The following is a 22,202-nucleotide window of genomic DNA, read 5'->3' on the forward strand; positions in this document are numbered from 1 at the left end:
CTCTCCTATTCATTCCTTACGCTTTTTTCTTTACACGGTATACAAAGGCTAAAATTTCAGCTACTGCTTTAAACAGATCTTCAGGAATCACATGCCCGATCTCAACGCGGGCGTACAGCGTTCTTGCTAGAGGTTTGTTTTCTACAACCGCTACGTTATGCTCTTTTGCGATCTCTTTGATGCGTTGAGCGATTAGATCTACTCCCTTTGCCACAACGACTGGAGCATCCATGCTGTTATCGTCATACTTTAAGCAGATCGCATAATGTGTAGGGTTTGTGATGATAACATCAGCTTTAGGCACTTCTTGCATCATTCGCCTCATAGCCATCTGTCTTTGTTTTTCCTTGATCTTCCCTTTAATCTTAGGATCACCTTCAGATTTTTTGTATTCGTCTTTGATATCTTGTTTAGACATCCTAATATTCTTTTCAAAATCGTATTTTTGGTACATATAGTCAAGAAACGCAAGAAAAAGTAAAACGAGTGAAGCAGCAAAGCCCATCTTGACCGCAAGTCCTCCGAATACAGGAAGTGAGGATTCAATACTCACTAAGCTCATTCTTAAATAGATATCTCGTTCACTCCATAGGATAAAAAAAGTTACACCACCGATTAATAAGATCTTAAGCATCGATTTAGATAATTCAACGAGAGCTCTCACCGAGTATATTCTTTTAAATCCAGACAACGGATTGATCCGTTCAAGTTTCATCTGAATCGCCTCTGTTGATAATAAAAAGCCAACTTGCAAATAGTTTCCTAACACACCAGCGACCATTGCTGCAATCATTACAGGTGCTATGATCATGGCGACTTCAAGAGAAAGCTCCCAAAACAGTTTAGGAATACTAGATTCTGTAACGTCATAAAGTAGTTTTTTATCTAAGCTGTATGCGAAGAGGTGAAGTAATCTTTGCCCCATCCACCCCCCCATAAAGGATAGAAACATGACAGATGCAAACAGCACAAGTGCAGCATTGATGTCAGCACTTTTCGCTACTTGACCTTTTTTTCTACTTTCCTGCCTTTTTTTTGGTGTTGCTTTTTCCGTTTTTTCTCCTGAAAAGTATTGTAGTTGAATTGGATATCTCATTGACTTACGCTCCCAACAATTCCATTAAGTTAATCATGCTGTCACGCATCTGATCGACCAGCATCTGAACAGATACAAAGAATGCGGGCATTACGACTAAGAACAATACAAGAGCAATCAGGATCTTCACCGGCAGACCGATAACAAAGATGTTCATCTGCGGAACGGTTCTTGCTACGATCCCAAGCGCTAGATCTGCTAGAAACAACGTGCCTACGATCGGAATCGCCATCTGCAGCGCAACTAAGAACATACCGGAGAACACACTTAGTACAAACTTCATGACCCCGCCATCACCAAAATTAGATATGGTCGAATCGATGGGTAAAAATTGATAACTATAAAAGATTCCATCAAGTAACATGTGATGCGCATCTGTTGCTAGCAACAATAGAATGGCAAACGTATACAGATATCTCCCCATTAACGGTGTCTGGATGCCTGTTTGCGGATCGAACACGTTCGCGATCGCAAAACCCATTTGTAGATCAATAAATCCACCAGCAACTTGAATCGCGTAGAAAACGATCGCTGCAATAAATCCGATTGTAAGTCCGACCATCGCTTCTTTAATGATTAACAGAAAGAATGTACCATCTAACGGAATTGGTTTTGGGTCAACAGCGTACAACATGATCCAAGATAAAAATAGCGATAATCCGATTTTATGCATCACAGGTAAATTTTTATTGGAAAACACAGGAATTGTTAAGAAAAATGCCGATACTCTAGTTAGGATTAATAAAAAAGCAGGGAAAGCCACTAAATCTACCATTTCATCATCCTATATAAGTGTGTAAATTTTGGAAAATATTCGATGTAAATCCTAGGATTTGAGAAAGCATCCAAGGTCCAAAAAACACAAGACCTACTAGCACGGCAACAATCTTTGGTATAAACGCAAGTGTTTGTTCCTGAATCTGTGTTGTTGCTTGAAATATACTAACGATCAAACCTACGATCAGGGCTAGTAACATGAGCGGACCGCACAAAAGCAAGGTCATGTATACCCCTTTTTCTGCTAAAGAAATGACAAATTGAGAATCCATGTTTTCACCTGCCCTAATAGCTTAATAGCAATGATTTAACGATGAGGTACCAGCCATCAACTAGTATGAATAACAAGATCTTAAATGGCAGTGATATCATAACGGGCGGCAGCATCATCATCCCCATCGCCATTAAAATGGACGCAACGACCATATCTATGATCAAGAACGGTACAAAGATCATGAATCCAATTTGAAAGGCTGTCTTAAGTTCACTTATGGCAAACGCCGGAACAAGTGTCGTTAAAGGGATATCTTTAATACTTTCTGGCTTTTTCGCACCTGAATATTCCATAAACAGCATCAGATCTTTCTGACGTGTATGTTTTGCCATGAATTCTTTGATCGGAAGACTTCCTTTATCAAACGCCTCTTCTTGTGAGATCTCACCTTTTACTAACGGCTGGACCGCTTCTTTGTTTACCTCATGCATCACTGGCGCCATGATAAAAAACGTTAAGAACAATGCAATTCCAATCAAAACTTGGTTAGGCGGCATCTGCTGTGTCGCTAATGAAGTTCTTACAAAAGATAAGACAATGATAATCCTCGTAAAACAGGTCATAAGAATTAAGATACTTGGAGCAAGCGAAAGGACTGTTAACAACAGCAACAGCTGAATCGTAGTTTCCATGTTCGCTGGATCGCTATTATTAATAAAATCCAAGTCTAATCCAGGAATAAATTCATTCATGATGTTTCCCTTTCTCTAGCACTCTCTGAAGTTCTTTTTGCTGATTCTTCTTATCTTGAACGATCGATTGCAGCATATTCTTAAAAGATTGCGTCTGATCTTTTGTTTCGGACGAAGTGCTACTAGACTCTTCGTTTCTATTCTTCAGCCATTTTAATTTCAATGGATTCGTCATCGTTGAAACGTTTTGAGACGGACGCTGATCGAGCATCATCTGAACTTCATCTTCATCGGTGATCTCTTTTAGGAGCGTTACGGAGTCACCCACACCTACTACTAAAACAGAATTACCTGTTTTGATCAGCTGTACGGAACGATTCTGTCCGATTCCGATGCCTCCTAAAGACTGAAGGTTTTTCCCATCTTGAAAACTGACAGATTTTCTTTGAATAAAGCGTAAAACAAAAAACAAGATCGCTAGAACGATACCAAGCATAAACACGAGCTTCACAAGCATCATGAATGTGCTTTCACTCTCAGAACTTTCAGGGCTACTAGTTGCTGGTGCTTTTTCCTTGTCACCCTTTTGATCCGATTTATTTATGGTGTCATAAACACTTTTCCCTGAACTGCTGTCTTCCGCTTGTACACTAAATGGTACAAGCAAAAGACAAACTGCAAAAAAACTAATTAACCATCGATACATGAAAGGCTTATCCTAAAGTTTTCTTGATCGCTTCGATTACACGGTCAGCTGCAAACGGCTTGACGATAAAATCTTTTGCGCCAGCTTGGATCGCATCGATAACCATCGCCTGCTGCCCCATCGCTGAACACATGATAATCTTTGCTTCAGGGTTCGTTTTCTTGATCTCTTTTAAAGCTGAGATGCCGTCCATCTCTGGCATCGTGATATCCATCGTAACGAGATCTGGTTTTAACTCTTGGAATTTCTCGATTGCTTGCGCACCATCTGCTGCTTCACCTACTACATCAAAACCATTTTTCACTAGAATATCCTTGATCATCATTCTCATAAATGCTGCATCATCAACAACTAAAATACGTTCTCCCATGTCACTTACCTCCGATAATTATTTCAATTTTTCTAAGCGATCACGCTGACTTAAAATTTCGGTTACACGTACCCCGAAGTTCTCATCGATCACAACAACCTCGCCTTTTGCGATCATCTTTTGGTTTACAAAGATATCAACTGGTTCACCAGCTAGTTTATCGAGCTCAACGATTGAACCTTGAGACATCTCTAAAATATCTTTGATCGTTTTTTTCGTTCTTCCTAGCTCAACCGTTACTTGAAGTGGAATGTCTAACAGCATGTCTAAATTTTTCGTATCTCTTTGGTTCGTCTCATAATCTCCAAAGTCCGAAAAGCTTGCCGGCTGGATGGAAACATCTCTCATCTGCGGTTGATAAGCAGGCTGAGGATCACGTCTTGGCTCACTAATAGGACGCTCTTGATAATGATCTACCGGTGCAGTTGGTTGAGCAATTTCTTCATGAGGTACATAGTCCGCAACCGGTTCTTTTTCAACAACTGGTTCAGGATTCATCAACTTATGTACAAGGTCCTTTGAAAACTCAGCATCAATGAGCTGCATGATATTCGAATCAATCAGTTCACCCACTTTAAGTCGGAATGAAACTTTGACTAGTATCTCTTCATCAGGAATTAAACTCGTGTTTGATTCAATATCCAGAAAATCAATTTTAGGTGGAGAGATATCTACCTTTTTATTAAAGATCGTAGACATCGATGTAGAAGCTGATCCCATCATCTGATTCATCGCTTCACCAACAGCACTTAGTTGCAATTCTCCAAAATCAGGAGATGGATTTGTACCTTCGCCGCCAAGCATTAAGTCAGCAATGATCTGTGCATCTGTCTTTCGGATCACTAACAAGTTAGCTCCTTCGATCCCTTCTGTATACGTAACTTGGACTGCAACATGCGGAATCGGAAACTCATCTTTTAGCTCGGTGCGTTTAACAACTGTTACCGTCGGCGTCGTGATGTCTACTTTTTGATTTAACAACGTGGATAGTGCTGTTGCAGCACTTCCAAACGAGATGTTTCCGATCTCACCTAAAGCATCACGTTCGATCGATGATAGGTATTCTTCGGTTTCGGTCTCTCCGGACGAGGAAGGACTTCCACCATTCAACAAAGCATCAATTTCGTCTTGTGAAAGCATATCTCCACTTACCATTGATCCTCATCCTCCTTAATGGTTTCGATAATTTGAACGGCTAACTTTTTCTTTACCTTTCCGGGTTGACCGTAGAACTTCGGATTGTTTTCTACTTTTATCACGAGAGGTTGGTTGATCCGTTGATCTAGTTCAATACAGTCACCAATTGATAAGTTTAGAAATTCTTCGATTGACATGTCTGAAGATCCTAACTCAACTTTAAAAGGCAAGAAGGCGTTCTTTATCTTTTGTTCAATAAATTCTGTCTCTCCCGGGATTGGTGTTTTCTTCTTATTCTGCATCCAATGATGAACGGAGAGCTTAGGAATGATCGGCTCTATGACAACATGTGGGAGACAGATGTTGATCATTCCGCTCGTTTCACCAATCGTCGTATTCAAAGAGATCACGACTACCGTTTCGTTCGGAGAAACCATCTGTAAAAATTGCGGATTCACTTCCAAATCGAGCATGAATGGCTCCAGTTCGATCACACTTGTCCATGCTTCTTTAAAACTATCAAGTGTGTTTTCAAATAACTGATTCATGATTCTGGTCTCGATCTCAGTTAAATTCTCGATCTTATTCATTCCAGCGCCGCTACCACCCATCACTCTATCAAGCATGGCATATGCGATATTCGGATTGACTTCCATTAAGATTCGCCCTTCAAAAGGATGGGCTTCGAACACATTCAACAGCGTCATCTTCGGAACAGAACGGATGAATTCTTCATAAGGCAGCTGGTCAACAGATGCAACACCGATCTGGACGTACGTTCTAAGCTGAGCTGAAAAGTAAGTCGTTAATAGTCTTGCAAAGTTCTCATGCAATCTCGTTAAACTGCGAATCTGCTCTTTCGAAAAACGAAGGGCTCTTTTAAAATCGTATACTTTAACCTTTTTCTCTGACTCTTCCTTTTTAAGCTCTTCTGCATCCATCTCTCCGGTGGAAAGGGCGGAGAGAAGAGCATCTATTTCGTTTTGTGACAAAACATCAACCAAGAGTCTCACCTCTTTTCATGCCGTTTTTAGTGAATTATTGTATGATCTTTTGAGTTGTGTAGACTCTGACTACTTTCCCATCTTGCATAACCTTATTAATCTCTGTTTTCAACTTGTCTTCAAGAGAGATCAATCCTTGTTGTCCAGATAGTTCTTCTGTTTTTTTGTTCGAGATCTCATAGATGATCAGGTTGTTCACTTGAAACAATCTTTTCTCAAGTTCGTGTTTAGCATCTTCATTATCCGCTTGAATCTTGAACTGAATCTTTACATAAGACTGATCTGCAAGATTGGTTGTCATTTCATTGGTTTCGACCATCAGCTTGTCCAGTTCTTCTGCTGTAGGTTCAGAAGCTTCGGTCTTAGGTGAGAACTGCTTAAACCCGTAATATCCTGCAGCGCCGATTAAACCGATCGCTACAAGCATGGAGAACATGATCGTTACCACTTTATTTTTTCCCAACTACAGACCCTCCTTTTTCTGACTTATTGGCAATAGCGTAATATCTCTATAAAAAGCTGCTATCAATTGAGCAACCTCTTCTTCACTTTCTTTAACCACAAACTTTTTGCCAGTAGTTAATGTGATCGTAGTATCCGGAAACGATTGAATCTGTTCGATATAGATCGCATTCAACGTAAACGTATTGCCATTTAGTTGTGTTAATGAAATCATGAGTTTCGGGGGTTAAGCCGTTACCTGCTTACCCCTACCTCCCTTCACGTTAACGTTTTAAGTTCACTAGTTCTTGAAGGATCTCATCCGATGTCGTGATGATTCTTGTATTCGCTTGGAATCCACGCTGTGCAACAATCATCTCGGTGAACTCTTCAGATAAGTCTACGTTGGACATTTCGAGAGCACCCGCTACAACTCCACCTGCACCATCAGTTCCGGGAGCGGAAACATTGGTATAGTTAGTTCCATTTCGAATAGTTCCAGAGTTGGTAGTTTCTCTGTAAAGATTTCCGCCGACTTTTTCTAAACCACCTGTATTGGAGAACTTAGCTAAAAGTATTTGCCCAGCAACTTTTGGTGTACTGACCCCCTCTTGAATATATGTCACCATTCCATCTGGTCCGATACTAAAACTTTTAGCATCTGTAGGTATAGAAATTTTTCCTGCAGTACCCAATACCCCTGTGTTAGTATTGTTTGGTTCAGCTGCAATAAGAAACATTCCATCAGAGTTAACCAAATTTCCATTTTTATCTAAATAAAAATTACCTGCTCTAGTCACAAAATCATTCGTTCCATCATTTACAATAAAAAATCCATCTCCAGAGATTCCTAGATCTAAAGGTCTACCTGTTGTTTGCAGACTTCCTTGTGTATGAACTGTGTCTATTGTTGATAATTGTGAGCCTAATCCTACTTGTAAAGGATTAACTCCTCCTCTTCCATTAGTAGCAGCAGAAGGAGCACTAGCCCCAGCAATTTGCTGACTCACAAGGTCCTTAAAAGTTGTACGGCCTTTCTTAAATCCGTACGTATTAACGTTTGCGATGTTATTTCCGATTACATCTAGCTTCACCTGAAAGTTTTTCATACCACTGATTCCTGAATACATAGAACGTAACATTTGTTTTTATCTCCCTTACTTGGTTTATTAACTGCTTCTAACAATCGGCAGTTTTGTGAGCCTCCTGTAAAGGTCCAGCTCGTTTATTCGTCTATGACGATGGCACCATTGATGTTCGTAAAGATCTGAGATGTACTTTCGTTTCGATCTAACGCTGTAATCACGGTTTGATTTGGCGCATTCACGACTAGCGTGACATTCTTCATGATCACTAATGAATCTTTAATACCTTTTTGTCCCGCTTCGATCACCTTTTTGCTTATGTTGTTCCAGCTTGTTTCTGATATCTTAATATTTCTATCTTGCAGTCTTTTTTGAGCGTGTTTACTAACCGTGAGTTGGTTCTCAAGCTCTTTATGAAATACTGACTGAAAAGATTGATCTATTTTTTTCTGCTGTCGATGTTTCGGATAAAGCATCGGCTGGTACAATTGATGAGCGTGTATACGTTCGCTCATGTTATCCACTCCTTACTTTGCCTGATGTGTTATTTTTATCACTTGGTAACTTGTGATCTTTGTCCCATCACTCATTTCCAACATGACAGATCCTTTTTCAAACAACACCGATTTCACTACAGCTTCTTTTTCTTCAATCTTTTTATTACCCTCTGCGTCCACTGTTTCCGTTTCGTAGGTTACTTGTTTACCGATCATCTGACTTTGTTGTAATAGTGAAGATTCTGTTTGGAACGATAAAAATTGCTGCATCGTTTGGTTCATGTTTGTCATCTGTTCTAGTGATGAAAAGCTTGCCATCTGTGCGATAAACTCTCGGTCTTGCATTGGACTTGTAGGGTCTTGGTTTTGAAGCTGCGTGATTAATATCTTTAGAAAATCATCTTTTCCTAAAATGTTTGATCCTGTCTGCTTTGTTTTTGCTTGATGATTAGAAAGCATCAGATCTTCAGAAATCTTAGTCATCACTCATCACACCTTTTCGTTTAATACCATCTGCGATAATTGTTCATCGAATGATAGATGATCTGATTTCTCATCTTCAGACATGTTCTCATCTGCATGCTGTTGATCTTCATATCCTTGATTATGTTGATCACGGAAATCAAAGGTCTGTTCGTCTCCGTTAAGAAAGACATCGATCTTTTCAAAATCTATATCTTGACTTGTGAAAGCTTGTTTTAATTGTGTGAGCTGACTATCCAAGGCATCTTTCGCACCTTGGCTGGATGCAATGATCTTTGCTGTGATCTCACCATGTTTTTGGATCAGTTGAATCTCTATATTGCCGAGATGTTCAGGTGTTAATCGAATCTGCATCTTTGTAAATCCAGATTCTGTAACGAACAGTTTTCCTCTTGATATAATTTGTTGAACCTCACGAACAAACTGCTCCTTCTGTCCTTCCCCTCCTGTAACAGGCACTTTCAATGTCCATTGTTCTATAGGAGAAAGTGGACTCTGTACCGTTTGAAGATCTTTAGAAGCTGAAACATTAGTTTCCACTGACTTTGCTGTTGGTAGGTATCGCTGAAAAGCTTGGTCCGCAAAGCTCTTCACCTTTTTTTCGGCCGAGAGTGTCTCAAAAACTTTTAAGAAAGTATTCTTATCATTACTCGATGATTCGCTTAGAAGCTTTTTAATCTCTCCAAAAATCTGCTCTGTTTGTTTTGTTAGAGAATCTTTTTGGTCAAGCTTTACTCCTGGAAACCATCGGCTGATCATTTCTGTGATCTGCTTCTGGTCTTTTTGCGAGAATGGCTCAACTTCTTCATTAACAACAAGCTGTAACAATAGAGCTAGCTTCATCTCAGGCGAAGGGTTTATTGCAATATCTGAAAAATCAATCTCGCTTTCAAGAAGTTTCTCAACCACTTCTTTCATTTCAGGCGGTAGATCGTTTAATAATGATTGAACAGTTTCGTTATCTAATAGTTCTGAACTCCATTCAAGTCCCTCAATGTTACCTAGAATACTTGCGATCATTTCTCCTAAACCTTCTGTTACTCCCTCGTTTTCAGTAGCTGAAGATGCTAGCAGTTGAGAAAAGAGAGAATCTATGTTGCTATTTTTCTGAGCAGATCCAGATACTGGTGAAGACTGCACTCCTGAAGCCGCTGGCTGCGAAATCATTAATTGCACGTTTTTCACACCTCCTTTTATAGCGTTTTGTTTGCCATTAGAACCGTAAGCTCGGCTGCACGTTTTGCATCAAGTTTGGAAAGGATCTCAGCTTGCGTTTCAGACTGTAAAAGCATCAAGATGCCCATGATCTGATTATTGTTCATCTCTGACATAACAGCTGCAGCATCTTTTGCTGACATGGCTTCATAAATCTTTTTTACTTGTTCATTCTCTTCCTCTTTTACAGTCGTTTCTGCATCTTCCACTTGCTTTTCTAAGACGGCAATATTGCTTTTTAGATCGGTAACTTCTTTTTCTTTCTTTTGCAGATCAGCGGATAGTACTTTAATGTAATCTTCTTGTTCATCGAACTTTGATTTCCATTGCTTATCTTGTACATTGCTTGTTACAGCCACATCCGTTTTCTCGCTAAAAACATTTTTGATAATGGGTATATTCTTACCCGTGTTTTTTGCTTCTTCCCAAACGTTCACTCCCATAAAAGAAAGGACGATTCCGAAAACAGTCAGTGCAAAAACGAAAGGGACGAAGATTACTAATAAAAACCAAACCATTCTGCTGGATTTTTCGTTCTGTTTCATCTGATCACCTGATTTATTTACGACTTCGCAAAACGCAATACCGAAAATTCGTCGTTCTGCTTACTTTCATAAGAAGCAACTTCCACTCTATATGCGATGAGTTGTCTTTCTTTTAGCTTTTCGTATTTTTTCACTTCAATGGACTGCTGCAATAATCTTTGCTGAATAACGTGCATTCTCTCTCTTGCTCGTTGTAACAGCGGCTGTAATTCTTTGATCTTGTTCGTCATCGACAAAAGAAAACGCTGTGTATTCTGTAGATCGTTTACTACGATTCTTTGTTGAAAGGTATAGTTCGATTGGTTCTCGATGTCTTCTTTCCTTTTCAGGAGACTGTATATCTCTTCTGCTATGCTCTCAAATGCTTGCACAGCTTCTCCTAATTCTTGTTCAATCGATTCTTTTTCTTTTTGTTTAACAGACAATACCTTTTCCATAGAAAAATGAAATGACATCAACGTTCATCCTTCCCAAATTCAATCAACAGCCGCTCTAGAGCTTGTTCATAACTAACATCTTCATCTACTTGCTGTTTAAGAAACGCCAGAATGCTAGGGTACATCTGAATGGCTTCATCCACTGATTTAGAAGAACCCCTTTTGTATGCGCCAATGTTGATCAAGTCCTCTGCTTCCACATAGGATGAAAGAAGTTCTCGAAGACGTTCAGCCGCTTGCCGATGTTCTTTCGGAACAATATCATTCATCACCCTGCTTATACTCTTAAGAATATTAACAGCAGGAAACTGTCCTTTATTGGCTAAGTTTCGATCTAAGATAAAATGTCCATCCAGAATGCCTCGGACAGTATCTGAGATCGGTTCGTTAAAATCGTCTCCATCCACTAAAACGGTATAAAAAGCTGTAATCGTTCCGTTCTTATTCGTTCCAGAACGCTCTAACAATTTTGGAAGAACCGCAAAGACGCTAGGTGTGTATCCCTTTGTTGTTGGTGGCTCTCCAACAGCTAGGCCGATCTCACGTTGAGCCATAGCCACGCGTGTTACAGAATCCATCATCAACATGACGTTCTTGCCCTGGTCTCGAAAATACTCAGCGATGCTCGTTGCCGTCAATGCACCTTTTATCCGCATTAATGCGGGTTGATCGGAAGTCGCAACGATTACAATAGATCGCTTCAAACCTTCTTCACCTAGATCTCGCTCGATAAAGTCAAGAACTTCACGTCCTCGTTCACCGATTAGTGCGATCACATTTAGATCAGCTGTCGAATTACGTGCTACCATACCGAGCAGCGTACTCTTACCTACACCACTCCCAGCAAAAATACCTACCCGCTGTCCTTTTCCCACGGTTAGCAAACTATCGATCGACCGGATACCAAGCTGAATACTTTCATGAATTCTTGGTCTTTCCATTGGATTAGGCGGCTCGTTCTCTGAAGGATAACGAAACAATCCGCGAGGTAGAGGAGAACCATCCAATGGAACACCCATACCATCAAGTACTTTTCCGATCAAAGAAGGTCCAACCTTTATTTCTAGCGCACGATGTGTGGCTTCTACCAAACTGCCAACTGCAATATGCTTTACATACGTAAACGGCATCAACAAAACATTTTCTTCCTGAAAGCCGACTACTTCTGCTTTAATTTTTTGCTTGTTGTTCCCCATGTGGATATAACAGACCTCACCGATAGACGTTTTTGGTCCTTTAGATTCGATCATTAAGCCTACAACTCGAATCACTTTTCCATATCTTTTATAGGAATCGATTGATTGAAGGGACTCGATCATGTGTTCCACGTTCATTGATCTGACACCTCAAGTTGTTCTAGCAATTTTTCACGAAGCTCTTTAAGCTGAACGTCAAGTGTTGCATCGATCTTCCCAAAAGGAAACTCGATTATTGCACCATTCTCGGTCAAGTTCTCATCTGGATAGATGAAAAGAGTCGCTGTCGATTGAAGAATGTTCTTTAGTTCTTCACGATGGTTTTGAGTGAGTTCAAACCAATGTGGAGGAACATATAGTTTGATCTCTTCAAACTCTCGAGCTTCTTTAACAAGTTTCTTTACGATAGAAATCCATGTTTCAGGAGCATGTCGTAACGTTTCTCCTAAGATTTTTTCAGCGGCTGCCATGGCAAGAATGGTCATCTGTGGCTCTGCTTCACTTAAGATGTTATGGTAATCGTTCCTCAATGTATCTATAAAGCTCTTGACTTCATTCAATTGTGAAGCCCAGCTTTCGTGCCCTTGCTCTAGACCATTTTGAAAGCCAGCGTCATATCCTTCATGCTTCGCTTGTTCATAAGCCGCTTCTAACTTCTCTTTCCAGAGAGTCTCTTCCTCAGCTAACCTTTTTATATGGGCCTCTTTGTATTCTTCTGCTTCCTTCGTTATAGAAGCAGCCTCTCTTTTTGCTTCTTCAAGCAGGTTATACGCTTGATTTTTAATGTAGATGACCTTCGATTCTTCGTCCTCTACTTCTAAAATTGCATGGTTTTTCGTTTTAAATAATGAAAGTGACTGAATTCCTATAACGACTTCGCTTGTTTCAGACTTCTCTTTGTGATCGTGAAAAGATTTTATGACTTTAGACAATCACATCATCTCCTCCGCCTCGAGCGATCACGAGCTCTCCGGCTTCTTCAAGTCTTCTGATGGTTCCAACGATTCTAGACTGAGCTTCTTCTACATCACGAAGTCGAACAGGACCCATAAATTCCATTTCTTCTTTAAAGTTTTCAGCCATACGTTGTGACATGTTATTGAACATCACTTCTTTTACTTCCTCGCTAGATGCACGTAAAGCAAGGAGTAGATCCTCGTTCTGCACTTCACGAATAACTCTTTGAATCGCACGATTATCAAGCGTAACGATATCTTCAAAGACAAACATTCTTTTCTTGATCTCTTCCGCTAACTCAGGATCTTGTATTTCAAGTGCATCCAGGATCGTCCGTTCAGTACTACGGTCTACACCGTTTAGCACCTCCACAACGGCTTCTACTCCACCAGCTTGTGTGAAATCCTGTGTAACAGTAGCAGATAACTTTCTTTCTAAGATCTGTTCCACTTCATTAATCACTTCAGGAGATGTTCGATCCATTAATGCGATCCTTTTCGCTATATCAGCTTGCATCTCTTGTGGAAGTTCAGAGAGAATCTGCCCAGCCTGTGATGAATCCAAGTAAGACAGAATCAGAGCAATCGTTTGAGGGTGCTCGTTTTGTATAAAGTTTAATATCTGTCCCGGATCTGCTTTTCGAGCGAAGTCAAACGGCCTCACTTGTAAAGTGGATGTTAAACGGTTGATGATCTGCATCGCTTCGTCTTTACCTACCGCTTTTTCGAGTACCGTCTTCGCATAGCCGATTCCACCTTGGGTAATATAATCTTGCGCAAGAGCTAACTGATGAAATTGTGTGATGATCTCATCTTTTAATGTTGAATCTACTTTTCTAACTTGTGAGATTTGAAGTGTTAATCTTTCAATCTCTTCTTCACTTAAATGTTTATATACTTGAGCAGCTACATCTGGACCTAAAGAGATAACGAGGATTGCCGCTTTCTCTTTCCCAGAAAGTTCTTTCATGCCTTTTGCCATCGTTCGTTACCTCCTTACTCCTCTGAAATCCATGTTCTAACTAATTTAGCGAATTCTTCCGGCTTTTCTTTTGCCATTCTTTCTAATTGTTCCTTACGAACGGTTCCTTCAGAACCTTTTTCTTGGTTTACATCAGGCACGTAGTAAGACTCTTGTGGCTCATCCATCTCGAATTCTTCAATCTTGGTATCAGTCTCTGTTTTTCTTTTTCGAGACAGCAGGAAGATTAATAGAATAATGACGATTAATAAGATGCCACCGACAATGTAGATCCAGAATGGAATACCTGTAGACGCTTTGCTTACTTCTTGCTTGCCGTTGAACGGCTGTGCAGATACAAATATTTTTTCTTGTATATCATCTTCTGATAATGTTTCATTAATATCTTTAGAGATACTTGTTCTTACGATTGCACTCAAAATTTGTTCAATATCATCTAATCTTTCTTGTGGTAATGATTCTGGTTTATTAGGAGTTGGAGGCTCCACCATGACCTGAATACCTAGATCGCGTATCTCATAAGGACTTTCTACAATTTCTTTACGAATCTTGTTCACTTCGTTATTGATACGTTCTTCTACTTTTTCATAGTCTCCGTTTGAACCAGCAGCCGAACCTGGGTAGGTAGGTACCTCTTGATCACCCGTCCCCCCGACTCCACCTTCTCCTGCACCTTCTCCAGTAAACGTTTCTCTTATCCGCTCTACGCTTACTTCGATGCCTTTCATGTTTTCTTTGTCAACAGGCTCTACAATATTCTCTTCACGTTTTTCTTCCGTAAAGTCAATATCTGTTGTCACTGTAGCGACTACTTTCCCTTGTCCCATGATCGTTGATAACATCTGTTGAACTCTTCGTTGTAAGTCTCTTTCAACATCCTGCTTAATCTTTCTCTGCTCTTCGTATTTTGAAGCTGAAGCTGTAGAGTTTACAGAATTCAAATCGTAATAATTAAAGTATTGATCTGTGATGACGATATTCTCCATAGGAAGGTTACTCACACTCTTTGAAACGAGATGATAGAGTGCTTTCACTTGATCTTCATTTAATTTAGCTCCCGCTGCTAAAGAAAGAACAACAGAAGCTGATGCTTTCTCTTCTTCTTGATTCACCCAGACACTGCTTTCAGGTAAGGTGATCATTACGCTTGCATCTTCAACCCCGTTGATGCTCTTGATTAAACTAGCAATCTCTGTTTGTGTGGCTTCTCTTTCTAACACACCGAATTCTTTATCTGTTATTCCAAAACCTGATTTTTCACCAAAATAGGAGAAATCGATATTTCCGCTTTCAGGCAATCCTTCTGCGGCAAGCTGCACTTGCAGGTTGTTTACCTGTTCTTCAGGAACCAGTATGGTTTTGCCGCCATCTTGGACTTCATTCGCGACACCTTTGCTATTTAAATTCTCTTGTATTTGGCCTGCTTCCTGAGGGGAAAGATTTGAATACAAAGGAACAAGGTTAGGTGATGACATCATGATGGTTACAAAGATGAATGCTGTGATTATGAGAAAGATTCCTCCGAGAATCATTCCCTTTTGTACATTGGAACGAGTTTTAAATCGCTCTGTCGTTTGCTTGATGATGTTTTTCCATTTTTCTTTCATTTTTTCCCCCGATAAACGCAATAAAAATTTTTAACAGCTACCCCCAAAATCGAATGCTAATATCGAAATATGTAATAGAGACTATACTTGCATCCTCATGATTTCTTGGTAGGCCTCAACAACTTTATTACGAATCTCAAGAGTTGTTTGCATCGTCACACTTGCTTTTTCGGCCGTAATCATCACTTGATGGAGGTTATCCATATTTCCATTCATCAAACCTTGAGTAGCCTGATTCGATTGTGCTTGTGTTTCACTCAACGTTTCTAGCGCACCTTTAAGGTAACTTTTAAAATCTTCTTGAGCTTCATATGGTGTCACTTTTGCAACGGAAGTTGGATTACTAATATTCTGAAGTGAACCGATTGATATTTTGTCCATGTTTTCAACACTCCTAACGGCCAATTTCTAATGCTTTTAAATACATTCCTTTTGCTGCGTTCAGTGCTGTAACATTTGCTTCATAAGATCGAGTAGCACTCATTAGATCAACCATCTCTTTTAATGGATCTACATTCGGAAGCTGAACAAATCCTTCTTCGTTTGCATCAGGATGTTCAGGCTGATAAACCGTTTTGAATGGCGTTTCATCTTTCACAATTCCATTTACTTTAACACCAGCCATTTTTCCGTTATTAACGGCCTTATTAAACATATTTTTAAAACTAGATTCACCCGAACCTAAAACGACCATTTTACGTCGATACGGTTCCCACACACCATTCTTATATTCCCCACGTGTCGAATCGACATTTGCCATATTAGAGGAAGCAACATCCATTCTAAGCCGCTGAGCGGTTAAACCGGATGCTGATACATTCATTGCATCAAATACTCCCATATTTATCTCCCACCTTTAACAACCATCTTAATCGAATTAAACTTTCCATTGATTCGCTGTACAAGTGTCTGATAATAAAGCTGATTCTTCGCTAATTCTGCCATCTCTTTATCTACGTCAACATTGTTTCCGTTATGATTCATCACTGTATTTGTTTTTTCTCTTACACTAAAAGAAGAGGATGATTCAGTACCGAATGAAAAATGCCGTTGATCTGTTCGATAGGCTTGCAAGCTTTTTTTGAATTCCTGGTTAAAAACTGTTTCTTTTGCTTTATATCCAGGTGTGTCCACATTAGCTAAGTTATTTGAAATGGTCTTTTGTTTTAATGCTGATCCATCTAATGCCATTTCTAAGTTTTTCATGACTGAGCCAGAGAACAAATTCTTCACTTCCCTCTTTTTTACTATAGAAGTTTCATATTATGTTAAATCTTACCTCACTATCATATTTTAAGTGATATATCCAAAAAGTGTCTATGTATTTTTTCCCAAACTGACTTTTTTCGATAGAAAGGACTATATTTCGACCGTGACTTTATGCCTAATTTGAAAACTAGTAATAAAATCCCTATATTTATACTACTTTTGGTACCTCTATACCACATTCGTACACAATCGACAAATATTTACAATTCCGGCCTTTTTGATGTTTATTATTTACAATAAACAAATATTAATTGTTTTCTTCAACAATTGTTCCGAACGAGTTCACGTATAAAACATCTGGAAAATGTTGATTGAGGGCACGGGAGTCAAATACTCTCTGAATGTACAAATGAACATGAAATTCATAATTCGTAAATATTATTTTTTAAAACAAAAGAACCAGCTCTGATTTACAGAGCTGGTTCTTATTATTGGTTATTATGAAGTTTTAAGCTTTTCAAGTTCAAGCAAGAACTTATCGTTCAACACTTTAATATACGTTCCCTTCATACCTAAAGAACGTGATTCAATTACACCAGCACTCTCTAATTTACGAAGAGCGTTCACGATTACTGATCGAGTAATACCCACTCTGTCTGCAATCTTACTTGCTACAAGCAACCCTTCATTTCCTTCTAATTCTTCGAAGATGTGTTCAATCGCTTCTAGCTCACTATATGATAATGAACTGATCGCCATTTGAACAACCGCTTTGTTACGAGCTTCTTCTTCGATCTCTTCCGCTTTTTCACGAAGGATCTCCATTCCAACAACTGTAGCGCCGTACTCTGCTAGAACGAGATCATCTTCTTCGAAAGATGTGGATAGTCTTGAAAGAATAAGAGTTCCTAGTCTTTCACCACCACCTACGATCGGAACAATCGTCGTTAATCCTGTTGAGAACAAATCTTTGTTTTCTACAGGAAACGCTGTATAATCGCTCTCTATATCAATGTTTGAAAGAGACTCTGTAATGTTGAAAAGATTTTTTGTGTAATCTGTAGGGAATTGACGATCCTCGATCATCTTCTTCATACGCTCGTTTTCAATTTCTTGTTTAAGAGCGAGACCTAGCAGTTTACCTCGACGGCTGACCACAAATATATTTGCTTCGATCACCGTACTAAGTGTTTCAGCCATCTCTTTAAAGTTTACTTGTTTACCACCTGTTTGTTGAAGCATCGAGTTGATACTTCTTGCTTTGTTCAATAAATTCATTGTATTTCTTCCTCCTACTGCATCCTATAATATATATTGGCTCAGATCCTTGTTCTTTGCGATGTTAGCCAGTTTTTCTTCTACATACTCGGGTGTAATGGTAATTTGATCTAAGCTGATATCAGGCGCTTCAAAAGATAGATCTTCTAATAAGCGTTCTAATATGGTATGAAGTCTACGTGCACCAATATTATCGGTGTCTTGATTCACTTCATAGGCAATGCTTGCAATCTTAGCAATAGCATCGTCAGAAAATTCAACATTTATACCTTCCGTACTCAATAGAGCTTTATACTGTTTTATGATCGCATTATCAGGCTCTATTAATATACGTGTAAAATCCTCAACAGACAAGCTATTTAGTTCAACTCTGATCGGAAATCTTCCTTGCAACTCAGGAATGAGATCTGAAGGCTTTGAAATGTGAAAAGCTCCAGCTGCGATAAACAGGATATGATCTGTCTTGATCGAGCCATACTTCGTCATCACTGTAGAACCTTCTACGATCGGAAGGATGTCTCGCTGTACACCTTCACGGCTCACATCAGCAGAGTTTTGGTTCTTTCCTGCAATCTTATCGATCTCATCTATAAATATAATACCTGTTTGTTCGGTCTTGTAAACAGCTTCACTCGTAACATCGTCCATATCGATGAGCTTTGCCGCTTCATCTTGTGTTAACACTTTACGAGCTTCTCGAACTGTAAGTTTCCGTTTTTTCTTTTTCTTCGGCATAAGTCCACCGATCATGTCCTGCATGTTCATTCCCACTTGTTCAAGTCCTGAACCTTGGAACATGTCTAGCATCGAAGGGTTCTGCTCTTCTACTTCTACTGTAACAAGATGATCCTCCATCTCTCCGAGCGCAAGCTTTTGAGCCATTTGGTTGCGTCGCTGTCTAAGATCTGCAGCGTCATCTTGCTGTGGCTTTTGTTCTTGCTCTTGATTACCTCCACCAAAGAACATCTCTAATGGATTTTTAAAACTTGTTTCTGTTTTCTTACCAGGAACTAAAAGCTCTACAAGTCTCTTATTCGCATTTTGTTCAGCTTTGTCTTTTACATCGTTCATCTTAAGCTCTTTAACTAGCCTTACTGAAGTTTCTACTAGATCACGGACCATCGAATCAACGTCACGGCCAACATAACCCACCTCAGTAAATTTAGTTGCTTCAAGTTTAATAAAAGGAGCTTGAGCTAGTTTTGCTAACCTTCTCGCTATCTCTGTCTTCCCTACGCCGGTCGGCCCGATCATCAGAATATTTTTAGGTGAGACTTCATCACGAAGCTTGTCGTCAAGCAAACTTCTTCTATAACGATTACGAAGCGCAACAGCAACAGCTTTCTTCGCATCGTTTTGACCGATAATATACTGGTCTAATTTTTCAACAATCTGCCTTGGAGTTAATTGACTGTTCATTGCAACCGCTCCTTTACTTTTTACAATTCTTCTAAAACAATCTCCGTGTTCGTGTACACACAAATTTCGCCAGCAGTCTTTAAGGCTGCAAGAGCGATTTCTTTTGCAGAAAGTTCAGGTGCATGATTCTTCAGTGCCCGACCAGCGGCAAGAGCATAATTCCCACCTGATCCGATCGCGAGAATCCCATCATCCGGCTCGATTACTTCACCAGTTCCTGAAATCAATAACATATGCTCTTCGTTTATAACGATCAATAGAGCTTCAAGCTTTCTGAGAACTTGATCTGTTCTCCATTCTTTAGCCATCTCTACTGATGCACGCTGCAGGTTTCCACTGTATTCTTCTAATTTGCTCTCAAACTTTTCATAAAGCGTAAATGCGTCTGCAACCGAGCCAGCAAATCCCGCAAGCACTTTTCCTCCGAAGAGCTTTCTTACCTTTCTGGCTGTGTGTTTCATTACAACTGCGTTGCCGAACGTTACCTGACCATCTCCAGTCATAGCGGCCTTGCCGTTATGCTGAATCGCAAAAATTGTAGTAGCATGAAATGTTGACATTGAAAAATCCCTCCCTTTTTGTTTTTATGCTCGAGGATGCGCATTATTATAGATTTTTTTTAAATGGCTTTTTGAAACGTGTGTATAAACTTGTGTAGAGGAAAGGTTCGCATGCCCTAAAAGTTCCTGAACCGCTCTAAGATCTGCGCCTTCATTCAGCATGTGCGTCGCGAACGTATGTCGCAAAACATGCGGGCTGATATGTATGGTAAGGGAGGATTCCTCAATTAGTTTATTTAATATAGTTCTTACGCCTCTAACGGTTAAAGGTTCCCCTTTATAGTTTAAAAATAATGCATCGGACTTTTTCTCCGTTTTTTCTATAAGCAACTTGCGACCGTCCTGTATATACTTTTCAAGCGTTTCTCTCGCAAACGATCCGATTGGAACATATCTTTCTTTTTTACCTTTTCCTTTAACAAGTGCTATTTCTACAGTCAAATCAAGATCTCTCAATTCCATCTTACACAATTCACTGACACGAATACCAGTTCCGTACAATATTTCGAGGATGGCTTGATTTCTCTGTCCCATAGCCGTTGTAACATCAGACACATTAAAAAGCCTCTCCAACTCTTTTTCATAAAGAAATTGAGGAAGCATTCTTGCTTTTTTAGGGAGTGATGCCATAGCGAAAGGATTATGTTCTTCAATGATCTTTTCGCGGTTTAGAAAACGATAAAAGCTTCTCATCGCTGATATCTTTCTTGCTACTGTATTACGAGCATACTTCTTCTCATGAAGGGTCACTAAATATTGCCTGACTAAAACATAAGAAACAGCAGCGAATCCTTCGATTGCTTGCTGTTTCAAAAAAGAAGTAAAATCATTAATGTCTTTTTCATAGTGTTCAATCGTATAAGGTGAACAGTTCTTCTCGATCATTAAATAATTCAAGAAATCCACCACGTGTTGGCGTTCTGATACCATTTCATACACCTCACAAAGCCCCTAAATCGTAACACAATTTAGGGGCTAAATCAATACATGTTCACAAATTTGTTATAAAATTCTGAATTGTTTCCAATGCTCTATCAGCTAGAGCTGTATTACGCTCTTGTTTGTTTTTGATTCTCTTTTCAAGTGGTGGAAGAAGACCAAAGTTAGCATTCATCGGCTGAAAATTATCAGGATTAGCAGTCGTAATATAATATGCCATGCTTCCGATCGCTGTTTCTTTCGGGAAGACAGCTAGTTCTTCACCTTTGATTAACTTTGCAGCATTAATTCCTGCGATCAAACCTGAAGCGGCACTTTCAACATACCCTTCAACACCAGTCATCTGACCTGCAAAGAAAAGGTCTTTTCTAGCTTTTAACTGATACGTCTCTTCTAAGAGGCGTGGAGAGTTCAAGAACGTGTTGCGATGCATTACGCCGTAACGTACTACTTCAGCGTTCTCTAAGCCTGGAATCAGTCTTAAAAGCTCTTTTTGAGGCCCCCATTTAAGGTGTGTTTGGAAACCTACAATATTATATAGCGTTCCTGCACTGTTATCTTGTCTTAATTGAACTACCGCATAAGGAATCTTGCCTGTTTTCGGATCTTCGAGACCAACAGGTTTCATCGGTCCGAACAATAGCGTTTTCTTTCCTCTTTTAGCCATAACTTCAACGGGCATACACCCTTCAAAAAAGATCTCTTTTTCAAATTCTTTTAGAGGCACTGTTTCAGAAGTGATTAACGCTTCATAAAAACGGTCAAACTCTTCTTCTGTCATCGGACAGTTTAGATAGGCTGCTTCGCCTTTGTCATAACGAGACTTTAAATACACCTTGTCCATGTCGATGCTGTCCACTTCAATGATCGGTGCAGCCGCATCATAAAAATAAAGATACTCTTCTCCCGTTAATGAGTTCAACGATTTTGACAAGTTATCAGAAGTTAGAGGTCCTGTTGCAATAATAGTCGGACCTTCAGGGATCTCAGTTACTTCTTCCGTGATCACCTCAACATTAGGATGATTCTTAACTCGCTCTGTCACAAGACTAGCAAATTCGTGACGGTCGACCGCCAGAGCTCCACCAGCCGGTACAGCACAATCATCTGCTGATGAAATAATAACAGAGTTTAACTTTCTCATCTCTTCTTTTAATACACCGACAGCGTTCGTTAGTGTATTGGCACGAAGTGAGTTCGAACATACTAGTTCTGCAAACTTCTCTGTGTGATGAGCCGGTGTTTGTCTAACCGGTCTCATCTCGTATAATTTTACTTGAATTCCTCGGCTAGCGATCTGCCAAGCTGCTTCACTACCAGCAAGGCCTGCTCCGATTACGTTAACATGTTGATTCAT

General features: G+C 39.7%; 28 protein-coding genes. All 28 read right to left on the bottom strand.

Features of this window, described 5'->3' with window-relative positions; all coding sequences use genetic code 11:
* Positions 1 to 16 precede the first annotated feature (16 nt).
* Entirely contained in the window at positions 17 to 1,096 is a 1,080-nt protein-coding gene (gene flhB, locus ACFS5O_RS15400) for a flagellar biosynthesis protein FlhB (protein ID WP_205726115.1), read from the bottom strand.
* A gap of 4 nt (positions 1,097 to 1,100) precedes the next feature.
* On the bottom strand, positions 1,101 to 1,871 hold the full coding sequence (gene fliR / locus ACFS5O_RS15405) for a flagellar biosynthetic protein FliR (protein WP_205726114.1): 771 nt from the start codon (positions 1,869 to 1,871) through the stop codon (positions 1,101 to 1,103).
* A gap of 4 nt (positions 1,872 to 1,875) precedes the next feature.
* The gene (gene fliQ / locus ACFS5O_RS15410) at positions 1,876 to 2,145 is read right to left on the bottom strand and encodes a flagellar biosynthesis protein FliQ (RefSeq protein WP_066393686.1); all 270 of its coding nucleotides are present in this window, start codon (positions 2,143 to 2,145) and stop codon (positions 1,876 to 1,878) included.
* 13 nt (positions 2,146 to 2,158) lie between these two features.
* Complete coding sequence (fliP, locus tag ACFS5O_RS15415) at positions 2,159 to 2,839, bottom strand: flagellar type III secretion system pore protein FliP (RefSeq protein WP_205726113.1); 681 nt, start codon at positions 2,837 to 2,839, stop codon at positions 2,159 to 2,161.
* Complete coding sequence (locus tag ACFS5O_RS15420; protein ID WP_205726112.1) at positions 2,832 to 3,485, bottom strand: flagellar biosynthetic protein FliO; 654 nt, start codon at positions 3,483 to 3,485, stop codon at positions 2,832 to 2,834. The genes fliP and ACFS5O_RS15420 overlap by 8 nt, the downstream gene beginning before the upstream one ends.
* 7 nt (positions 3,486 to 3,492) lie before the next feature.
* Positions 3,493 to 3,855: a response regulator gene (locus ACFS5O_RS15425; protein WP_066240809.1), complete on the bottom strand. Its 363-nt coding sequence runs from the start codon at positions 3,853 to 3,855 to the stop codon at positions 3,493 to 3,495.
* Between the two features lie 18 nt (positions 3,856 to 3,873).
* A complete protein-coding gene (gene fliY, locus ACFS5O_RS15430; RefSeq protein ID WP_205726111.1) occupies positions 3,874 to 5,010 on the bottom strand; it encodes a flagellar motor switch phosphatase FliY in 1,137 nt (378 codons plus the stop codon).
* Complete coding sequence (gene fliM, locus ACFS5O_RS15435) at positions 5,004 to 5,996, bottom strand: flagellar motor switch protein FliM (RefSeq protein ID WP_066393678.1); 993 nt, start codon at positions 5,994 to 5,996, stop codon at positions 5,004 to 5,006. Before fliM ends, fliY begins: the two co-directional genes overlap by 7 nt.
* Positions 5,997 to 6,030: 34 nt before the next feature.
* Positions 6,031 to 6,459 (bottom strand): flagellar basal body-associated protein FliL, encoded by a 429-nt coding sequence (gene fliL, locus ACFS5O_RS15440; protein WP_082861356.1) that lies wholly within the window; start codon positions 6,457 to 6,459, stop codon positions 6,031 to 6,033.
* Positions 6,460 to 6,672: a flagellar FlbD family protein gene (locus tag ACFS5O_RS15445; RefSeq protein WP_205726110.1), complete on the bottom strand. Its 213-nt coding sequence runs from the start codon at positions 6,670 to 6,672 to the stop codon at positions 6,460 to 6,462.
* Positions 6,673 to 6,721: 49 nt separating this feature from the next.
* Positions 6,722 to 7,579 carry a flagellar basal body rod protein FlgG gene (flgG, locus tag ACFS5O_RS15450; RefSeq protein WP_205726109.1) on the bottom strand — a complete coding sequence of 286 codons (858 nt, stop codon included), beginning with the start codon at positions 7,577 to 7,579 and terminating at the stop codon, positions 6,722 to 6,724.
* Positions 7,580 to 7,662: 83 nt separating this feature from the next.
* Positions 7,663 to 8,037: a TIGR02530 family flagellar biosynthesis protein gene (locus ACFS5O_RS15455; protein WP_205726108.1), complete on the bottom strand. Its 375-nt coding sequence runs from the start codon at positions 8,035 to 8,037 to the stop codon at positions 7,663 to 7,665.
* Positions 8,038 to 8,049: 12 nt separating this feature from the next.
* Entirely contained in the window at positions 8,050 to 8,502 is a 453-nt protein-coding gene (gene flgD, locus ACFS5O_RS15460) for a flagellar hook assembly protein FlgD (RefSeq protein WP_205726107.1), read from the bottom strand.
* Between the two features lie 6 nt (positions 8,503 to 8,508).
* Entirely contained in the window at positions 8,509 to 9,669 is a 1,161-nt protein-coding gene (locus ACFS5O_RS15465; RefSeq protein ID WP_318300275.1) for a flagellar hook-length control protein FliK, read from the bottom strand.
* Positions 9,670 to 9,695: 26 nt separating this feature from the next.
* A complete protein-coding gene (locus tag ACFS5O_RS15470) occupies positions 9,696 to 10,262 on the bottom strand; it encodes a MotE family protein (RefSeq protein WP_205726105.1) in 567 nt (188 codons plus the stop codon).
* Positions 10,263 to 10,279: 17 nt separating this feature from the next.
* Complete coding sequence (fliJ, locus tag ACFS5O_RS15475; RefSeq protein ID WP_205726104.1) at positions 10,280 to 10,717, bottom strand: flagellar export protein FliJ; 438 nt, start codon at positions 10,715 to 10,717, stop codon at positions 10,280 to 10,282.
* Positions 10,717 to 12,033, bottom strand: a complete 1,317-nt coding sequence (gene fliI, locus ACFS5O_RS15480; protein WP_205726103.1) for a flagellar protein export ATPase FliI — start codon at positions 12,031 to 12,033, stop codon at positions 10,717 to 10,719. The genes fliJ and fliI overlap by 1 nt, the downstream gene beginning before the upstream one ends.
* Entirely contained in the window at positions 12,030 to 12,827 is a 798-nt protein-coding gene (gene fliH / locus ACFS5O_RS15485; protein WP_205726102.1) for a flagellar assembly protein FliH, read from the bottom strand. The genes fliI and fliH overlap by 4 nt, the downstream gene beginning before the upstream one ends.
* Positions 12,820 to 13,833, bottom strand: coding sequence for a flagellar motor switch protein FliG (gene fliG, locus ACFS5O_RS15490; RefSeq protein WP_066393658.1), 1,014 nt, complete (start codon positions 13,831 to 13,833; stop codon positions 12,820 to 12,822). The genes fliH and fliG overlap by 8 nt, the downstream gene beginning before the upstream one ends.
* Before the next feature lie 14 nt (positions 13,834 to 13,847).
* Complete coding sequence (gene fliF, locus ACFS5O_RS15495) at positions 13,848 to 15,440, bottom strand: flagellar basal-body MS-ring/collar protein FliF (protein ID WP_205726101.1); 1,593 nt, start codon at positions 15,438 to 15,440, stop codon at positions 13,848 to 13,850.
* Between the two features lie 81 nt (positions 15,441 to 15,521).
* The gene (gene fliE / locus ACFS5O_RS15500) at positions 15,522 to 15,821 is read right to left on the bottom strand and encodes a flagellar hook-basal body complex protein FliE (RefSeq protein ID WP_205726100.1); all 300 of its coding nucleotides are present in this window, start codon (positions 15,819 to 15,821) and stop codon (positions 15,522 to 15,524) included.
* Between the two features lie 13 nt (positions 15,822 to 15,834).
* On the bottom strand, positions 15,835 to 16,281 hold the full coding sequence (flgC, locus tag ACFS5O_RS15505; protein ID WP_205726099.1) for a flagellar basal body rod protein FlgC: 447 nt from the start codon (positions 16,279 to 16,281) through the stop codon (positions 15,835 to 15,837).
* A gap of 2 nt (positions 16,282 to 16,283) precedes the next feature.
* Complete coding sequence (gene flgB / locus ACFS5O_RS15510) at positions 16,284 to 16,646, bottom strand: flagellar basal body rod protein FlgB (protein WP_205727258.1); 363 nt, start codon at positions 16,644 to 16,646, stop codon at positions 16,284 to 16,286.
* Positions 16,647 to 17,147: 501 nt separating this feature from the next.
* Complete coding sequence (codY, locus tag ACFS5O_RS15515) at positions 17,148 to 17,927, bottom strand: GTP-sensing pleiotropic transcriptional regulator CodY (protein ID WP_066393642.1); 780 nt, start codon at positions 17,925 to 17,927, stop codon at positions 17,148 to 17,150.
* Positions 17,928 to 17,951: 24 nt separating this feature from the next.
* Positions 17,952 to 19,346, bottom strand: coding sequence for an ATP-dependent protease ATPase subunit HslU (gene hslU, locus ACFS5O_RS15520; RefSeq protein WP_205726098.1), 1,395 nt, complete (start codon positions 19,344 to 19,346; stop codon positions 17,952 to 17,954).
* A gap of 20 nt (positions 19,347 to 19,366) precedes the next feature.
* Positions 19,367 to 19,906 (bottom strand): ATP-dependent protease subunit HslV, encoded by a 540-nt coding sequence (gene hslV / locus ACFS5O_RS15525; RefSeq protein WP_205726097.1) that lies wholly within the window; start codon positions 19,904 to 19,906, stop codon positions 19,367 to 19,369.
* Positions 19,907 to 19,930: 24 nt separating this feature from the next.
* Positions 19,931 to 20,836, bottom strand: coding sequence for a tyrosine recombinase XerC (gene xerC / locus ACFS5O_RS15530; protein ID WP_205727257.1), 906 nt, complete (start codon positions 20,834 to 20,836; stop codon positions 19,931 to 19,933).
* A 61-nt stretch (positions 20,837 to 20,897) separates the two neighbouring features.
* Complete coding sequence (gene trmFO / locus ACFS5O_RS15535; protein WP_066393637.1) at positions 20,898 to 22,202, bottom strand: FADH(2)-oxidizing methylenetetrahydrofolate--tRNA-(uracil(54)-C(5))-methyltransferase TrmFO; 1,305 nt, start codon at positions 22,200 to 22,202, stop codon at positions 20,898 to 20,900.

Origin of the sequence: Fictibacillus nanhaiensis (assembly GCF_042686385.1) — a bacterium.
Taxonomy (GTDB): domain Bacteria; phylum Bacillota; class Bacilli; order Bacillales; family Fictibacillaceae; genus Fictibacillus; species Fictibacillus nanhaiensis.

Coding starts and splice junctions, on each gene's coding strand:
- flhB (WP_205726115.1), bottom strand. CDS start 1,096: ATGAGATATCCAATTCAACTACAATACTTTTCAGGAGAAAAAACGGAA.
- fliR (WP_205726114.1), bottom strand. CDS start 1,871: ATGGTAGATTTAGTGGCTTTCCCTGCTTTTTTATTAATCCTAACTAGA.
- fliQ (WP_066393686.1), bottom strand. CDS start 2,145: ATGGATTCTCAATTTGTCATTTCTTTAGCAGAAAAAGGGGTATACATG.
- fliP (WP_205726113.1), bottom strand. CDS start 2,839: ATGAATGAATTTATTCCTGGATTAGACTTGGATTTTATTAATAATAGC.
- ACFS5O_RS15420 (WP_205726112.1), bottom strand. CDS start 3,485: ATGTATCGATGGTTAATTAGTTTTTTTGCAGTTTGTCTTTTGCTTGTA.
- ACFS5O_RS15425 (WP_066240809.1), bottom strand. CDS start 3,855: ATGGGAGAACGTATTTTAGTTGTTGATGATGCAGCATTTATGAGAATG.
- fliY (WP_205726111.1), bottom strand. CDS start 5,010: ATGGTAAGTGGAGATATGCTTTCACAAGACGAAATTGATGCTTTGTTG.
- ACFS5O_RS15445 (WP_205726110.1), bottom strand. CDS start 6,672: ATGATTTCATTAACACAACTAAATGGCAATACGTTTACGTTGAATGCG.
- flgG (WP_205726109.1), bottom strand. CDS start 7,579: ATGTTACGTTCTATGTATTCAGGAATCAGTGGTATGAAAAACTTTCAG.
- ACFS5O_RS15455 (WP_205726108.1), bottom strand. CDS start 8,037: ATGAGCGAACGTATACACGCTCATCAATTGTACCAGCCGATGCTTTAT.
- flgD (WP_205726107.1), bottom strand. CDS start 8,502: ATGACTAAGATTTCTGAAGATCTGATGCTTTCTAATCATCAAGCAAAA.
- ACFS5O_RS15465 (WP_318300275.1), bottom strand. CDS start 9,669: ATGATTTCGCAGCCAGCGGCTTCAGGAGTGCAGTCTTCACCAGTATCT.
- ACFS5O_RS15470 (WP_205726105.1), bottom strand. CDS start 10,262: ATGAAACAGAACGAAAAATCCAGCAGAATGGTTTGGTTTTTATTAGTA.
- fliJ (WP_205726104.1), bottom strand. CDS start 10,717: ATGTCATTTCATTTTTCTATGGAAAAGGTATTGTCTGTTAAACAAAAA.
- fliI (WP_205726103.1), bottom strand. CDS start 12,033: ATGAACGTGGAACACATGATCGAGTCCCTTCAATCAATCGATTCCTAT.
- fliG (WP_066393658.1), bottom strand. CDS start 13,833: ATGGCAAAAGGCATGAAAGAACTTTCTGGGAAAGAGAAAGCGGCAATC.
- fliF (WP_205726101.1), bottom strand. CDS start 15,440: ATGAAAGAAAAATGGAAAAACATCATCAAGCAAACGACAGAGCGATTT.
- fliE (WP_205726100.1), bottom strand. CDS start 15,821: ATGGACAAAATATCAATCGGTTCACTTCAGAATATTAGTAATCCAACT.
- flgC (WP_205726099.1), bottom strand. CDS start 16,281: ATGGGAGTATTTGATGCAATGAATGTATCAGCATCCGGTTTAACCGCT.
- flgB (WP_205727258.1), bottom strand. CDS start 16,646: ATGAAAAACTTAGAAATGGCATTAGATGGATCAGCATTAAAACAAAAG.
- codY (WP_066393642.1), bottom strand. CDS start 17,927: ATGAATTTATTGAACAAAGCAAGAAGTATCAACTCGATGCTTCAACAA.
- hslU (WP_205726098.1), bottom strand. CDS start 19,346: ATGAACAGTCAATTAACTCCAAGGCAGATTGTTGAAAAATTAGACCAG.
- hslV (WP_205726097.1), bottom strand. CDS start 19,906: ATGTCAACATTTCATGCTACTACAATTTTTGCGATTCAGCATAACGGC.
- xerC (WP_205727257.1), bottom strand. CDS start 20,836: ATGGTATCAGAACGCCAACACGTGGTGGATTTCTTGAATTATTTAATG.
- trmFO (WP_066393637.1), bottom strand. CDS start 22,202: ATGAATCAACATGTTAACGTAATCGGAGCAGGCCTTGCTGGTAGTGAA.